17 protein-coding genes are annotated in these 15,025 nt (G+C 65.1%); 7 read left to right on the top strand and 10 right to left on the bottom strand.

The features are described from left to right. Positions 1-50: 50 nt before the first annotated feature. Genes CAF78_RS07940 through CAF78_RS07915 form a run of 6 tightly spaced genes read right to left on the bottom strand, consistent with a single transcriptional unit; the run spans position 51 to position 4,655 of the window. The gene (locus CAF78_RS07940) at positions 51-746 is read right to left on the bottom strand and encodes an HAD family hydrolase (protein WP_085678426.1); all 696 of its coding nucleotides are present in this window, start codon (positions 744-746) and stop codon (positions 51-53) included. Next, on the bottom strand, positions 743-1,642 hold the full coding sequence (gene xerC / locus CAF78_RS07935) for a tyrosine recombinase XerC (RefSeq protein WP_085678429.1): 900 nt from the start codon (positions 1,640-1,642) through the stop codon (positions 743-745). Before xerC ends, CAF78_RS07940 begins: the two co-directional genes overlap by 4 nt. Next, positions 1,642-2,346: a DUF484 family protein gene (locus CAF78_RS07930; protein ID WP_085678432.1), complete on the bottom strand. Its 705-nt coding sequence runs from the start codon at positions 2,344-2,346 to the stop codon at positions 1,642-1,644. Before CAF78_RS07930 ends, xerC begins: the two co-directional genes overlap by 1 nt. Before the next feature lie 13 nt (positions 2,347-2,359). Then, on the bottom strand, positions 2,360-3,190 hold the full coding sequence (dapF, locus tag CAF78_RS07925) for a diaminopimelate epimerase (protein ID WP_085678435.1): 831 nt from the start codon (positions 3,188-3,190) through the stop codon (positions 2,360-2,362). Positions 3,191-3,194: 4 nt separating this feature from the next. Continuing rightward, on the bottom strand, positions 3,195-4,442 hold the full coding sequence (gene lysA, locus CAF78_RS07920; RefSeq protein ID WP_085678438.1) for a diaminopimelate decarboxylase: 1,248 nt from the start codon (positions 4,440-4,442) through the stop codon (positions 3,195-3,197). Between the two features lie 9 nt (positions 4,443-4,451). Beyond that, a complete protein-coding gene (locus tag CAF78_RS07915; RefSeq protein WP_033695922.1) occupies positions 4,452-4,655 on the bottom strand; it encodes a lipoprotein in 204 nt (67 codons plus the stop codon). Positions 4,656-4,875: 220 nt separating this feature from the next. Here CAF78_RS07915 and cyaY point away from each other — a divergent pair, with 220 nt between their 5' ends. From cyaY to rnk, 3 genes are all read left to right on the top strand, one after another. Beyond that, positions 4,876-5,208 carry an iron donor protein CyaY gene (gene cyaY / locus CAF78_RS07910; RefSeq protein ID WP_054886458.1) on the top strand — a complete coding sequence of 111 codons (333 nt, stop codon included), beginning with the start codon at positions 4,876-4,878 and terminating at the stop codon, positions 5,206-5,208. Position 5,209: 1 nt separating this feature from the next. Continuing rightward, positions 5,210-5,422, top strand: a complete 213-nt coding sequence (locus CAF78_RS07905) for a DUF1289 domain-containing protein (protein ID WP_085678443.1) — start codon at positions 5,210-5,212, stop codon at positions 5,420-5,422. 132 nt (positions 5,423-5,554) lie between these two features. Then, positions 5,555-5,965: a nucleoside diphosphate kinase regulator gene (rnk, locus tag CAF78_RS07900; protein ID WP_085678446.1), complete on the top strand. Its 411-nt coding sequence runs from the start codon at positions 5,555-5,557 to the stop codon at positions 5,963-5,965. Positions 5,966-5,998: 33 nt separating this feature from the next. On the opposite strand, the gene CAF78_RS07895 is transcribed toward rnk, so the two are convergent. From CAF78_RS07895 to CAF78_RS07885, 3 genes are all read right to left on the bottom strand, one after another. Continuing rightward, on the bottom strand, positions 5,999-8,863 hold the full coding sequence (locus tag CAF78_RS07895) for a class I adenylate cyclase (RefSeq protein WP_085678449.1): 2,865 nt from the start codon (positions 8,861-8,863) through the stop codon (positions 5,999-6,001). Positions 8,864-9,073: 210 nt separating this feature from the next. Continuing rightward, a complete protein-coding gene (locus CAF78_RS07890; protein ID WP_060507621.1) occupies positions 9,074-9,319 on the bottom strand; it encodes a TIGR02647 family protein in 246 nt (81 codons plus the stop codon). Between the two features lie 69 nt (positions 9,320-9,388). Then, the gene (locus CAF78_RS07885) at positions 9,389-9,688 is read right to left on the bottom strand and encodes a hypothetical protein (RefSeq protein ID WP_085678452.1); all 300 of its coding nucleotides are present in this window, start codon (positions 9,686-9,688) and stop codon (positions 9,389-9,391) included. A gap of 147 nt (positions 9,689-9,835) precedes the next feature. Between CAF78_RS07885 and CAF78_RS07880 the strand changes: the two genes are divergently transcribed. Then, positions 9,836-10,498 (top strand): glutathione S-transferase, encoded by a 663-nt coding sequence (locus tag CAF78_RS07880; protein ID WP_085678457.1) that lies wholly within the window; start codon positions 9,836-9,838, stop codon positions 10,496-10,498. Between the two features lie 134 nt (positions 10,499-10,632). Here CAF78_RS07880 and argH read toward each other — a convergent pair whose 3' ends face one another. Then, positions 10,633-12,027: an argininosuccinate lyase gene (argH, locus tag CAF78_RS07875; protein WP_085678460.1), complete on the bottom strand. Its 1,395-nt coding sequence runs from the start codon at positions 12,025-12,027 to the stop codon at positions 10,633-10,635. A 309-nt stretch (positions 12,028-12,336) separates the two neighbouring features. Here argH and CAF78_RS07870 point away from each other — a divergent pair, with 309 nt between their 5' ends. From CAF78_RS07870 to CAF78_RS07860, 3 genes are all read left to right on the top strand, one after another. Next, complete coding sequence (locus CAF78_RS07870; RefSeq protein ID WP_085678463.1) at positions 12,337-13,080, top strand: LytTR family DNA-binding domain-containing protein; 744 nt, start codon at positions 12,337-12,339, stop codon at positions 13,078-13,080. Positions 13,081-13,281: 201 nt separating this feature from the next. Continuing rightward, complete coding sequence (hemC, locus tag CAF78_RS07865) at positions 13,282-14,223, top strand: hydroxymethylbilane synthase (protein ID WP_085678466.1); 942 nt, start codon at positions 13,282-13,284, stop codon at positions 14,221-14,223. Next, entirely contained in the window at positions 14,220-15,002 is a 783-nt protein-coding gene (locus CAF78_RS07860; protein ID WP_085678469.1) for a uroporphyrinogen-III synthase, read from the top strand. The genes hemC and CAF78_RS07860 overlap by 4 nt, the downstream gene beginning before the upstream one ends. Positions 15,003-15,025: the final 23 nt, after the last annotated feature.

Raw genomic sequence — 15,025 nt, 5'->3', positions numbered from 1 at the left:
GTCCCTGTGGGAGCGGGCTTGCCCGCGAATGGGCCGCGCAGCGGCCCCTGTCAGCGCCAGCGCGCCAGGATGTCAGGCAGCTGGGACAGGCGCTGGATCTCTGCATCCGGCGCCCGCTCCCCGGTCCAGGCCTTGCCCTGCGGGTTGAACCACACCGCTCGCAACCCGGCCCGCTGGGCTCCGGCGATGTCATCGCCCGGGTGATCACCAATGTGCACCGCCGCACCGGCTTCAACCTCGCCAAGCCTGAGCGCTTCCATGAACGGCGCCGGGTCGGGCTTGCCGATGCCCAGGTCTTCCGCGCACAGGGCAAAGCGGAAGTAATCCGCCAGCCCCAGGCGGCGGACATCGGCGTTGCCGTTGGTGACCACGCCCAGGGTGTAGTGATGGCGCAGGATCTCCAGCACCGGTTGTACCTCGGGGAACACCTCGATCTGGTGGCGAGCATGCAGGAAGACTTCAAAGCCCTCGTTGGCCAGCTCCTGTGCCTGCTTCTCGCCGTAGCCGACTTCCTCCAGGGCGTGGAACAGCACACGCCGGCGCAGGGCGCTGATGCGGTGTTTCAAGCCCGGCTCGGCTTGCACCAGGCGTTCGCGGATGGCGAACAGGTGCTCCACCGGCACGCCGCCGAGAATGGGGGCGTTGGCTTCGAGCCAGTCGCGCAGCACGACCTCGGCGCTGGCAATCACGGGCGCGGTGTCCCACAGGGTGTCGTCGAGGTCGAAGGTGATCAGCTTGATGCTCATGAGTCTGTGCCTTTGCTGCGTTTGGCCCGAGGGTGGGCGCTGTCGTACACCGCGGCCAGGTGCTGGAAGTCCAGGTGGGTGTAGATCTGTGTGGTGCTGATGTCGGCATGGCCGAGCATTTCCTGCACCGCGCGCAGGTCCTGGGACGATTCCAGCACATGGCTGGCGAAGGAATGGCGAAGCATGTGCGGATGCAGGTGCTGGCCCAGCTCGCGCTCGCCGGCAGCCTTGACCCGCAGCTGGATGGCCCGCGGGCTCATGCGATTGCCCTGGCGGGTGATGAACACCGCGCTGTCACGCGGGCCGCCGATGCCGCGCAGCTTGAACCAGGCCTGCAGGGCCTCACGGGCCTTGCGACCGACTGGCAACACGCGGGTCTTGCTGCCCTTGCCGAGCACCTGCACCAGGCCGGCGGCCAGGTCGAGCTGCTCGAGGTCAAGGTTGTTCAGCTCGGACAGGCGCAGGCCGGAGGAATAGAACAGCTCGAGGATGGCCTGGTCGCGCCGGGCAATGAAGTCGTCGTCGACGCCGCCATCGAGCAGCTGCAGGGCGCGGTCGGTGTCCAGTACCTTGGGCAGCCGGCGTTCGCCCTTGGGCGCGCTCAGGCCGGTGGCCGGGTCGTGCTGGCACAGGCCTTCGCGGTTGAGGTAGCGGTACAGGCCGCGCACCGCCGACAGCAGCCGCGCCAGGCTGCGCGCGGACTGGCCATGATGGTGCAGGCGAGCGACCAGCTGGCGCAGCTGCTGGATCTGCAGCGCACCCCAGCCAGCGATGCCCTGGCTGTTGCAGTATTCGATGACCTTGTCGAGGTCGCGGCGGTAGGCCAGCAGGGTGTGTTCCGACACCTGGCGCTCGTTGCGCAGGTGTGCGCAATAAGCCTCCAGCTGGCGTTCCATCAGCGCACCGGACGCAGGGTCTGGGTCACGCGCGGCACCACGCGGCCGAGCACTTCGGCGATGTAGCCGAGGAACAAGGTACCGACGCTGCTCTTGTAGTGCTGCGGGTCGCGGCTGCCGATCGCCAGCACGCCATGCAACCCTTGGTATTCGAGAGCTGCAACCGCACTGGAGCCGACTTCCTGCTGCTGCTCCTTGCCGAACAGAAAGGCCAGTTCGTGCTCGCGCAGGTTGCCGCTGACGGTCTTGCCGCCGCCGAGCAGGCCGCCGATGGCCTGCTGGGCTTCGGCATTGCTCACCCAGCGGCCGACGGGCGCGGCGTTGTCGCCGAACAGGATCAGGCTGACGAAAGGCACCTGGAATTCCTGGCGCAGGCTGTCTTCGACGGCCATCACCACTTCTTCCAGGCTGCCGGCATCGAGCAGGTCGAGGATCAACCGGCGGGTCTTGTCGAACAGCCGGTCGTTGTCACGGGCCACGTCCATCAGTTGCGACAGGCGATGGCGCATCTCGATGTTGCGGTCGCGCAGCAGCTTGAGCTGGCGTTCCACCAGCGACACGCTGTCGCCGCGCTGGTGGGGGATGCGTTGCTCGATCAGCAGCTCGTCGTGCTCGGCGAAGAAGGTGGGGTGGGCGCGCAGGTAGGCGACCACCGCATCGGCATCGAGCTCATCGGGCTGCTGGGGTACTGGCTGATCGGTCATGGCGGTTACTCGCTTAGAGACGAACCTGTCCTTCGAAGACGCGTACGGCTGGGCCGGTCATCAACACGGGCTTGCCGGGGCCGGCCCATTCGATGTTCAGGCGGCCACCCGGCAGGTCGAGGGTCACCGGAGAGTCCATCCAGCCCTGGCTGATGGCAGCCACGGCTGCGGCGCAAGCGCCGGTGCCACAGGCCTGGGTCTCGCCGGCACCACGCTCCCACACCCGCAGGTTGGCGCGATGGCGGTCGATGACCTGGAGGAAACCGGCATTCACCCGCTGCGGAAAGCGCGGGTGGTTCTCGATTTTCGGGCCCAGCGCATGGACCGGCGCGGTGTGCACGTCATCGACGCGCAGCACGGCATGCGGGTTGCCCATGGACACGGCGGCAATCGAATGCACCTGGCCGTCCACTTCCAGTGGGTAGTTCAACGCCTGTTCGTCGGCAATGAAAGGGATGTCTGCCGGGACGAAGCGCGGCGGGCCCATGTCGACACACACCTGGCCGTCGTTCTGCACGTCCAGCTCGATGATGCCGCCCTTGGTCTCCACGCGGATGCGTTTCTTCGCGGTCAGGCGCTTGTCCAGCACGAAGCGGGCGAAGCAGCGCGCACCGTTGCCGCACTGCTCGACCTCGGAACCGTCGGCATTGAAGATCCGGTAGCGGAAGTCCACTTCCGGGTTGCTCGGCGCCTCGACGATCAGTAACTGGTCGAAGCCGATACCGGTGTGGCGGTCTCCCCATTGCTTGGCGTGCTTGGGCTGGATGTGTGCGTGCTGGCTGACCAGGTCGAGGACCATGAAGTCGTTGCCCAGCCCATGCATCTTGGTAAAGCGCAGCAGCATGGGGTCACTCCGGCAGCAGGCTTTCGCCAGCGTACAGTTCGGCGATGGTCTCGCGGCGGCGGACTTCGAAAGCCTGGTCGCCGTCGACCAGGATTTCCGCACAACGGCCACGGGTGTTGTAGTTCGAGCTCATGACAAAACCATAGGCGCCCGCCGACTGCACGGCCAGCAGGTCACCCTCGGCCAGGTTCAGGATGCGGTCCTTGGCGAGGAAGTCGCCGGTTTCGCAGATGGGGCCGACCAGGTCGTAGGCTCGGCCTTCGCCGGCACGAGGGGCAACGGCGCTGACACCCATCCAGGCCTGGTACAGGGCCGGGCGGATCAGGTCGTTCATCGCCGCGTCGATGATGGCGAAGTCCTTGTGCTCGGTGTGCTTGAGGTACTCCACGCGGGTCAGCAGGGCGCCGGCGTTGGCCACGATGTAGCGGCCAGGCTCGAACACCAGGGCCAGGTCACGGGTGCCGACGCGCTCGCGGATGGCCTTGATGTAGTCCGCCACCAGCGGCGGCTCTTCATCGCGATAGCGCACGCCAACGCCGCCGCCCAGGTCCAGGTGGCGCAGGTGGATGCCGCACTCGGCCAGGCGATCGACCAGGGCCAGCAGGCGGTCGAGGGCATCGAGGAACGGGTCGACGGTGGTCAGCTGCGAGCCGATGTGGCAGTCGACACCGACCACGTCCAGGTTCGGCAGTTGCGCGGCGCGCACGTAGATGGCTTCGGCGTCGGCGATGGCGATGCCGAACTTGTTCTCTTTGAGGCCGGTGGAGATGTACGGATGGGTACCGGCATCGACGTCCGGGTTCACGCGCAGCGAGATCGGGGCAATCTTGCCCATCTCGGCGGCCACCACTTGCAGGCGCTCGAGCTCGTCGGTGGATTCGACGTTGAAGCAGTGCACGCCGACTTCCAGGGCGCGGCGCATGTCTTCGCGGGTCTTGCCGACACCGGAAAACACCACGCGATCAGCGCGCCCGCCTGCGGCCAGCACGCGCTCCAGCTCACCGCCGGAGACGATGTCGAAGCCCGCGCCCAGGCGCGCCAGGACGTTCAGCACGCCGAGGTTGGAGTTGGCCTTGACGGCGAAGCAGACCAGGTGCTCGGTGCCTTGCAGGGCATCGGTGTAGCTGCGGTACTGGGCTTCGATGTGAGCGCGCGAGTACACGTAGGTCGGGGTGCCGAAACGTTCGGCGATGGCCGAGAGGGCCACGCCTTCCGCGAACAGTTCACCGTCGCGGTAGTTGAAAGCGTTCATCTGATTTCCTTACTGCGCTGGCGTCTGCTCGGGCTGGATTGGCTGCTCTTCTTGCGGCTGGACCGCAGGCGCGTGCTGGTGCTGGTGCGACTTTTTCGGGCCTTTGCCGTCCTTGCCGTCTTCTGGCAGGTACAGGGGGCCCTTCTGACCGCAGGCCGAAACAAGGCAGGCAACCGCGACCAGCGCCGCGAGCGAGGAAATCAGGCGCTTCATGGGTGAAATCCTTTGAAATATGCAGTATTGCGCCCGAGTATACCGAGCGACCGGCGGATTGCCTATGCAAGAGCCGGTCCGTCGGGCGGGCTATGCTTAGGGGCTCTTGCTGCCGGTAATGAAGCCAGTGCCGGGGAGCGGCTAAACCTTTGCATTCATGGCCCGGCGCCCGTATCTTGCCCGGCTTGCCCGTAAAGCAGCCAATTTCGAGGTTCCTGCAATGAGTTTGAGCGAAGCGCGTTTCCATGATCTGGTCGACGCGACCCAACAGGCCCTGGAAGACCTGTTCGACGAGAGCGGCCTGGACCTGGACATGGAAAACTCCGGCGGCGTGCTGACCGTCAAGTTCGAAGGTGGCGCCCAGCTGATCTTCAGCCGCCAGGAGCCGCTGCGCCAGCTGTGGCTGGCCGACCGTTCCGGCGGCTTTCACTTCGACTACGACGAAGAGAGCGGCAAGTGGGTGTGCGAGAAGAGCGAAGAGCTGCTGAATGAAATGCTCGAGCGCATCGTCTGGGAGCGGGCCGGCGAGAAGCTGGACTTCGACGAGATCTGACATGACCAGCCAGGCGCGGCCGCCCAAGCCGCTGTACAGCAACGTCAGCCCGGCGGTGCCGTCACCCTGCATCAGCGTCTGCCGGCTGGATGAGCAGCGGGTGTGCACCGGCTGCCACCGGCATGTCGAGCACATTCGCGAATGGCGCTTTGCCGACGACGAACGGCGCCGGCAGATCTGCCGCGAAGCCGAGGCCCTGCGCGCGCGGGCTTGAGTATTTGCCCGGCTGTGGTAGTGTCGGGTCAAGCGTCGGTGACGCAAAAGCATTCACAAACCCCGCCCTTGGGCGGGGTTTTGCTTTATCTGCCTGCAGGAAACCGCCTGTTCAAAGGAGTCTGACTGGATCATGAGCACCAAGCCTTCCCTCATCCTCACCCGATTGGACGTACAGCGTCTCGAGCGCCTGATCGACAGCCTCGACGACAGCACGCCGGGTGTGCTTGCCTTGCAGGAGGAGCTGGACCGTGCCGGTCAGGTGGTCGGCCACGAGGAAGTGCCCGCCGGTGTGGTGACTATGAACTCGCGCGTGCATTGCCGTGAGGAAGCCAGTGGCAAGGACTACCACCTGACCCTGGTGTACCCGAAGGATGCGGGGGGCGAGGGCAAGGTTTCGATCCTCGCACCGATCGGCTGTGCGCTGCTGGGCTTGTCGGTGGGTGAGCAGATCGATTGGCCGGCACCGGGGGGCAAGACCCTGAAACTGAAGCTGCTGGAAGTCGAATACCAGCCAGAAGCGGCTGGCGATTTCGACCTCTGAAATCCCCGGGGTCGCGAAGCGGCCCCAAAATCTTCAAGGCTCCAGAGTAGCCTGCAACTGCGCCAATCCATCATTCAGTGCCTGCTCAAGCTCACGCTTGTAGCGCAGGTACAGGCTGGTCGACCCCTGCTCATCCTCGAGCAGCTCGGACAGGTCCAGGTCAGTGATATAGCAGCGGTAGTGCCCGGCACTGCGGCGCTGGCCAAGGATCTGCCGGGCGACCACTTCATACAGCTGGTCGCCATGGTCCAGTTCGGAAAACTCCTGCTGGTCGCAATACAGCGTCACATGCACGTCATCCCCCGTACCGGCCTGCAGAATGGCCTGAACCTCGTAGTAAGGTTGGTCGAGGCCAGCGCTGGGTGCCGGGCGCGGCTCGATGCTGCGTGCCTTGCCCGGCCCGGAGGGCAGCAACTGGGCATAGTGGATGCCAAGTGAAGCCTGCTGCAGATGGTCGAGCGGAAGGCGGGCATCGTGGCGCACCACTACCGAACGCAGAAAACGCTGCAACGGCAGCAACAGGTGGTTCTCGTCGTGCAGCGGCAGACGCTGCTGCCACAGGGCGTTGTACTCATCCAGCACGTACAGGTCGGCCCAGCCGTCGAGCAGGCGGTAGAACACCTGGATGCAATTGCGCCGGCCGTGTTCCAGTACCAGGGGCAGGTCGTAGTCCTGCAGCGCGTTGCCATCCAGGTGCAACGGGCTGTAGTGGCTACGCTCTTCGCCCAGGTAATCCAGCACGGCGTCATGCCCGGCCAGGGTCGCCAGGCTGACCTGGCCGGGCGACAGCTCCAGCACATGGGTGTATTGCGCTACCTGCAGCAGGTAGCGGTGGTTCAGGCCCTGGTCGAGCAGCAGCTGCACCGTGTCGAAGATCTCCTCGACCCGCTGGCTGATGGCCTGGGCGCGGTTGTGGCAGAAGCAGCGCACCCGCACCTGCGGGCGGTGGCTGCGCTGGCCGAGGCTGTTGAGGAAGTCACGCAGGCAGCGCAGCAGCGCGTGTTCACCGTCGTAGCGCTGCACCAGCACTTCGTTCCAGCTGTTGAGGGTGATCTGGTCGACGGTCAGCACCAGGTTCTCGCGTACGCCGGCATAGCTCAACGAGTCGGTGCGCTCGGTGGTCATCAGAATGTTCAGGTCGCGGTGATGGCGCAGCGGGTCGACACCGACGTTGACCAGTAGCAGGATCTCATCGGCAACGCTTGGTTGCAGCAGGCGCTCTTCGCTGGCGCTGCCCAGTGGCAGCGGGATGCTCTGCTGCAGGCTGCCCAGCAGGTTGAACAGCTCGAATTCGCTGAGGTCGCTGTCGCCTGGGTGCAGGGCCAGGCGCGTGGTGTTGTCGATGACGCCATTGCGGTGGGCCCAGGTCAGCAGTTCGAGCAGTTCGCGGCAGCGCTTGATCGGGCTGAAATGCTCCCATTCGTGCACCCCCAGGCTGCCGTTGTACAGCCCCCAGTGATGGCTGCCAGGCTCCTTGCGGTTTGGCGACTGGACCAGCGTCAAGGTGTCTTCGGCGATGTCGGGGGCAATGCCCGGGTTGATCACTTCGATCTTGCCGGCGCGGCGTTCGAAGGCGGCGTACAGGCGCCGGCCAAGGACATTCAGGTCACGCTGGTCGGCGCGGCTGTTGGCGCCCTGGCGTTGCGCGAACTGGCCGAGAAAGCGATAGCTGTGGTTGAGCTCCGCTACCAGTTCACGGCGTTCGACGGCGACCTGGCGCACCCTCCACTGGCTGCGGCTGTCGAGCATGGCCAGCTGGCGTTCGTCCCAGCCCCACTCATCGGCCAGGCGCTGCAACAGCTGTCGCTGCCAGCCGTTGCTGCGGCTGCGGTCCAGGCCGCTCAGCTTCTTGTTGACCTTCAGGTACAGGCTGCGCCGGACCAGTTCGAGCCGCGCGGTTTCGCCGCGTTGCTGCAGGTAGCGCTCGATACGCCGGTACACCATCACATAGGGGTCGAGTTCGTCGAGGTTGAGCTGGTTGGCGAACACCGCCTGCTTGTAGTCCAGGCTCAGGCAGCGCACGGTCGGGTGTTCGCTGGCATAGACCTCGGTCAGCAGCAGCTTGAGCAGCGACTTGTACGGCGAATCGATGCCCTTGAACAGCTGCCACAGCCCGGCGCCGACGTATTCGCCGGGCGGGATATGCGCAAGGTTGCCAAGGTCGAGGGCGTCCTGGTTGCGGATGAAGCGCTTGGACAGCAGGGTCTGGGTATAGGCCTGATAGTTGTGCTCTTCATAGACCGGCACCAACCACCACAGCGGCGTGCGCCCGGCCAGCCAGATGGCGGTGCGGTAGAACTCGTCGAGCAGCAGGAAGTGCTGGGTGGTGCCGCAGTCGTCGGAGCTGAGCTGGCTGTCACGCTGGCCCTGGGCGAAGCTTTGCGGGTCGATCAGGAAGAAATGCGCCTCTGCCCCCTGGCTGGCCGCCCAGGCTTCCAGCAGCTGACATTTGCGCCGCAGTTCCTCGCGCTCGGCTTCGCTCAGGCCGGGAGCATGGCACACCCACAGGTCCATGTCGCTCTGCTCGGCCTGGGCCAGCGAGCCGAGGCTGCCCATCAGGAACAGGCCGTGGATCGGCCGTGGCGGGTTGCCGTGGCGCGCCTTGTAGGCGAACGAACGGGCCAGGCGCTGGGCATCGGCGACCTGTTCGGCATCCGGCTCGAACCCCGCCACCCCAGCCGGCGTGGCGCCGGAAACATAACCGGGCAACAGCGGATGGTTGACGTGGAACAGCAGCGGCAACAGGGTCAGGACCAGCTGCTGGCGGCTCGACAGGCCCTCCATTGCACGCTCGAGCCGGCACTGGTTGATGTGCAGGAAGCGCGCACGCAATGTCGCCAGCACCTTGCGGTCGATGCCTTCGTCCAGGTCAGGGCGGATTTCGTGGGGGTGGTTCATTGCGCACTCAGGGCGGGCCGGGGGAGCTGTGGGCGAGTTTAACCTGAGTGGGGCAGTCGGATAAGCGGAATATGGATTATTGGCGCCATTTTTCTATCACCTGTTCTGGCCCATTCGCGGGCAAGCCCGCTCCCACAGGTACCGCGCCGTACTTGAGGGCAGTGTAAATCCTGTGGGAGTGGGCTTGCCCGCGAAGAGGCCGGTGCAGGTTCAGGCGGGCTGTGGGGCTTTGAGGACATTCAACAGCAACTGCACGCTCTCCACCGCATCATGCCCCAGGCTGGTCAGGTAACCACCATCGGGCTGATCGGTCAGCTGCTTGTCGTGCAGGCGCTTGGCCGCGGCGACCAGAGCGGGAGAGGCGTTGGCGTGAATCTTGATCCCTTCCTGGCTGCTGTCCAGGTTGAACAGGGCGAGCACTTCCAGTTCGGCGATCAGTTCGGGGGTAAAGGACATGGCGACTCCTGACTTCCAGACGAGGATGGCGGCACCGCCAGCGGTGCCTGATCCAAGAGTGTAGTCGGGTTATTCGTCGTCGCCTTGATCCATCTCAGGTGGCAGCTCGGGCAGGGCGCGCAGGGCGGTCTCGTACCACTCGCCGTTGAACGCGCGGTCTTCCTGGAGCATGTTGTCGATCTCGAAGGCCAGCACGTGGGCCATGAGGTTGAGGATGTCTTCGCGCGCGTAGCCGACCAGGGTCAGCTTGTTGAAGGTGGCCTTGGCCGCTGGCGGCTCACCGCTTTCGATCTGGTTTTCGATGGCCTCGGTCAGTGTCGCCTCGGCGAAGGCTTCGTCGTCATTGTCGATTTCGTCGTGCTCGCTCATGGCGGTACTCCTGTGGTGGGATGCACAGTTTGCCATGCCCGCGCCGGCAATGCCCGGTCATCGACCGGGTGCATGACGCTGGTCAGGCAGCGGCGTACGGTCTATAACAGCCGGGCCATCCCCACACGGCCTGGAGGCTGTAACCCCATGCTCAAGCTTCACGGATTCTCGGTCAGCAACTACTACAACATGGTCAAGCTGGCCCTGCTGGAGAAAGGCCTGCCTTTCGAGGAAGTCACCTTCTATGGCGGGCAGGCGCCGCAGGCGCTGGAAGTCAGCCCGCGGGGCAAGGTGCCGGTGCTGGAAACCGAACACGGGTTCCTCAGCGAGACCAGCGTGATCCTCGACTACATCGAGCAGACCGGCGGTGGCAAGGCGCTGCTGCCGGCCGACCCGTTCGAACAGGCCAAGGTGCGCGAGCTGCTCAAGGAAATCGAGTTGTACATCGAATTGCCGGCGCGTACCTGCTATGCCGAGTCGTTCTTCGGTTCGGCCGTGGAGCCGTTGATCAAGGAGCGGGCGCGTAGCGAACTGCTGGCGGGCTTTGCCACGCTCAAACGCAATGGGCGCTTTGCGCCTTATGTGGCGGGCGAGGAGCTGACGCTGGCCGACCTGATGTTCTGTTTCTCGGTCGATCTGGCGTATGCAGTCGGCAAGAAGGTGCTGAACATCGACTTCCTGGCAGACTTCCCTGAGGCGAAGGCGTTGCTCGAGAAAATGCGCGAGAACCCGCACATGGCGAAAGTCGTGGCGGACAAGGAGGCGGCGATGCCGGCCTTCATGGAGATGATTCGCAGCGGCAAGCGCTGAATGACCGGGGGCTGCTTTGCAGCCCATTCGCGGGCGCGCCCGCTCCCACATGAATTGTGCATTGCCTGAGCCTTGCACCATACCTGTGGGAGCGGGCATGCCCGCGAACGAGGGCAAGGCCCTCGCAATCGGCCTTAGCGCGAAGCCAGCAGGGCCTTGCCACGAACCACGGCAGCACGCACCTGGGCCGGTGCCGTACCACCGATGTGGTTACGGGCATTCACCGAGCCTTCCAGGGTCAACACGGCAAACACGTCCTGCTCGATCTGGTCACTGAACTGGCGCAGCTCGTCCAGGCTCATCTCGGCCAGGTCCTTGCCGGTGTCGACGCCGTACTTCACGGCGTGGCCGACGATCTCGTGGCAGTCACGGAACGGCAGGCCGCGGCGCACCAGGTAGTCGGCGAGGTCGGTAGCGGTAGAGAAACCGCGCAGCGCCGCTTCGCGCATGATGGCGTGCTTGGGCTTGATCGCCGGGATCATGTCGGCGAAGGCGCGCAGCGAGTCGCGCAGGGTGTCGGCGGCGTCGAACAGCGGCTCTTTGTCTTCCTGGTTGTCCTTGTTGTAGGCCAGCGGCTGGCCTTTCATCAGGGTCAGCAAGCCGGTCAGGGCGCCGAACACACGGCCGCTCTTGCCACGCACCAGTTCCGGTACGTCCGGGTTCTTCTTCTGCGGCATGATCGAGCTGCCGGTGCAGAAGCGATCAGGCAGGTCGATGAACTGGAACTGGGCGCTGGTCCACAGCACCAGCTCTTCCGAGAAGCGCGACAGGTGCATCATCGCCACGCTGGCGGCAGCGCAGAATTCGATGGCGAAGTCACGGTCCGAGACGCAGTCCAGCGAGTTGCCGGCCACGGCCTCGAAGCCCAGCAGCTTGCAGGTCAGTTCACGGTCGATCGGGTAGGTGGTGCCGGCCAGCGCGGCGCTGCCCAGCGGCATGCGGTTGGCGCGCTTGCGGCAGTCGACCAGGCGCTCGTAGTCGCGGCTGAGCATTTCGAACCAGGCCAGCAGGTGGTGGCCGAAGGTGACCGGCTGGGCGGTCTGCAGGTGGGTGAAGCCGGGCATGATGGTTTCGGCTTCCCGCTCGGCCTGCTCCAGCAGGCCCTGCTGCAGGCGGGTGATCTCGGCCAGGATCAGGTCGATCTCGTCACGCAGCCACAGGCGGATGTCGGTGGCCACCTGGTCGTTGCGGCTACGGCCGGTGTGCAGCTTCTTGCCGGTGATGCCGATGCGGTCGGTCAGGCGTGCTTCGATGTTCATGTGCACGTCTTCGAGGTCGACGCGCCAGTCGAAGCTGCCAGCCTCGATTTCGCCCTGGATGGTTTTCAGGCCATCGATGATGGTGTCGCGCTCGGCATCGCTGAGCACGCCGACCTGCGCCAGCATGGTGGCGTGGGCGATCGAACCCATGATGTCGTGGCGGTACAGGCGCTTGTCGAAGTCGACCGAGGCGGTGAAACGGGCGACGAAGGCGTCGACGGGCTCACTGAAGCGGCCGCCCCAGGACTGATTGGTCTTGTCGGTGCTCATGGATTCACTCATTGCAGGCGTGAACGAAAAAGTGGCGCCGATAATAGCAGGGTTGGGCCGGCTGCCGCAGGGCGTCGGTCGACAGAAACCGCTGGAAAACATCCATAAAGGCAGGCCAGGACGATATTCAACGATTGAACGGCAGTGTTCCACGGACCGTCTACAGTTGGACAGAGGACTGGCAGCGTTTCTGCCGGCTCAGTGAATCTTTGGCCTTCGTATCGGTCTAGAGCGTGACCGCAGTGTCGCTCGACCTGCTCTTGTCTACGCTATACCTGTGCGAGACTCACTCAGGAATCCAGAGCAATTATGAATGTCCTGATCGTTGATGACGAACCCCAAGCCCGTGAACGCCTCACACGGCTGATTGCTGAACTGGAGGGGTACACCGTGCTGGAGCCCAGCGCCACCAACGGCGAGGAGGCCCTGGCACTGATCGAAAGCCTCAAGCCCGATGTGGTTCTGCTGGACATCGGCATGCCAGGCCTGGATGGCCTGCAGGTCGCCGCTCGCCTGTGCGAGCGCGAGGCGCCACCGTCGGTGGTGTTCTGTACCGGCGATGATGAATACGGTGCGGAGGCTTTCATGGACAGCACCCTCAGCCACGTGACCAAGCCGATCCAGCTCCAGGCCCTGCGCGATGCCTTGCGCAAGGCCGAGAAGCCCAACCGTGCCCAGCTGGCGGCGCTGACCCGCCCAGGCAGCGAAGGCGGCGGCCCGCGCAGCCATATCAGTGCGCGCACGCGCAAAGGGATCGAGCTGATTCCTTTGCCCCAGGTCATCTATTTCATCGCCGACCACAAGTACGTGACCTTGCGTCATGAAGCCGGGGAAGTGCTGCTCGACGAGCCGCTCAAGGCACTGGAAGACGAATTCGGCGAGCGCTTCGTGCGCATCCACCGCAATGCACTGGTTGCCCGCGAGCGTATCGAACGCCTGCAGCGCACGCCATTGGGGCACTTCCAGCTGTTCCTCAAGGGCCTTGACGGCGATGCCCTGACAGTAAGCCGACGGCATGTGGCGGGCGTGCGCAAGATGATGCAAACACTTTGAGAAGGGTCGCCGAACCCTTGTAGGAGCGGCCTTGCCGGGGCGCCGGACCGGTCGGAAAGGGCTGCTTGGCGGCCCCAGGATGGATGCTCCCACCCACAGACCCCGAGGCCGCCTTGCGGCCTTTTCGCGACGCAAGGCCGCTCCTACAGGCTCCGGTGATGCTGTTATCATCAGCGGCATTTCTCTGGATCGGGGCGTTACATGTCCACTCGCGAAATCCGCATTGCCACCCGTAAAAGTGCCTTGGCCCTGTGGCAGGCCGAATACGTCAAAGCCCGCCTCGAGCAGGCACACCCCGGTCTGCTGGTGACCCTGGTGCCCATGGTCAGCCGCGGCGACAAGCTGCTCGATGCGCCACTGGCGAAGATCGGCGGCAAGGGCCTGTTCGTCAAAGAGCTGGAAACAGCGCTGCTGGACAATGAAGCCGACATCGCCGTGCACTCGATGAAGGACGTACCCATGGACTTCCCCGAGGGCCTGGGGCTGTACTGCATCTGCGAGCGCGAAGACCCACGCGATGCCTTTGTCTCGAACCACTTCGCCAGCCTCGACGCCCTGCCGGCTGGCAGCATCGTCGGCACCTCCAGCCTGCGCCGTCAGGCCCAGCTGCTGGCACGCCGGCCGGACCTGAAAATCCACTTCCTGCGCGGCAACGTCAACACGCGCCTGGCCAAGCTCGATGCCGGTGAGTACGACGCCATCATCCTCGCTGCGGCGGGCCTTATCCGCCTGGGCTTCGAGGACCGCATCAGCGCTTCCATCAGCGTTGACGACAGCCTGCCCGCCGGCGGCCAGGGGGCGGTGGGTATCGAGTGCCGCAGCGCCGACAGCGAAATCCATGGGTTGCTGGCGCCGCTGCACCACGCCGATACCGCCGACCGCGTGGTGGCCGAGCGGGCGTTGAACAAGCGCCTCAACGGTGGCTGCCAGGTGCCGATTGCCTGCTATGCAGTGCTCGAAGGCGACCAGCTGTGGCTGCGTGGCCTGGTGGGCCAGCCAAGTGGCGGCACCCTGCTGGTGGCTGATGCCCGCGCGCCGCGGGAGGCTGCAGAAACCTTGGGCGTGCAGGTTGCCGAAGACCTGCTGGGCCAGGGCGCCGAAGCCATTCTCAAGGAAGTCTACGGCGAGGCCGGGCATCCGTGAGCCCTTGGCGCCTGTTGCTGACCCGGCCTGAAGAGGACTGCGCGGCACTGGCGCAGAGCCTGGCCACTGCCGGTGTGGCCAGCAGTTGCCTGCCACTGCTGGCCATCGAGCCTGTCGCTCTGGCTGACGAACAGCGTCAACAGCTGGACGGGCTGGCGCAGTACCAGGCGATCATCGTGGTCAGCAAGCCGGCGGCCCGGCTGCTGCTCGAGCAGCTGCAGCGTGCTGGCCTGCAAGCGCCGCCCGCAGGCTGGTTCACAGTGGGTGAGGCGACGGCAGCAGTGCTGCAGTGCGCGGGCCTTCAGGTGACATTCCCCACGCAGGGTGACGACAGCGAAGCCTTGCTCGCGCTGGCGCCCCTGCGTCAGGCTGTTGCCGCGCCTCAGGCACGGGTACTGATCGTTCGCGGCGTCGGAGGTCGCGAACTGCTGGCCGAGCGTCTTGCAGAGCAAGGTGCTAGTGTCGAATATCTGGAACTGTATCGTCGCTGCCTGCCGGAGTACCCGGCGGGCACGCTGATGCGCCGCATAGAAGCGGAACGCCTCAATGGCCTGGTGGTCAGCAGTGGGCAGGGTCTTGAACATTTGCAGCAGATGGCCGCCGCCGACTGGCCGCGGGTGGCCCGCCTGCCGTTGTTCGTGCCAAGCCCTCGGGTCGCCGAACAGGCCCGGGCCGCCGGGGCCCAACAGGTTGTGGATTGCCGTGGCGCGAGTGCCACGGCCTTGCTGGCAGCCGTGCAGCGCAGTGCTGCACCTGCCTCTCAAGGCGCTTCGCACTAGCGCGGGGCGCCCCCATGCAAAGG

Origin of the sequence: Pseudomonas sp. R28(2017), assembly GCF_002112505.1 — a bacterium.
Lineage (GTDB): Bacteria > Pseudomonadota > Gammaproteobacteria > Pseudomonadales > Pseudomonadaceae > Aquipseudomonas.
This window is presented reverse-complemented; position numbering and strand designations above follow the sequence as displayed.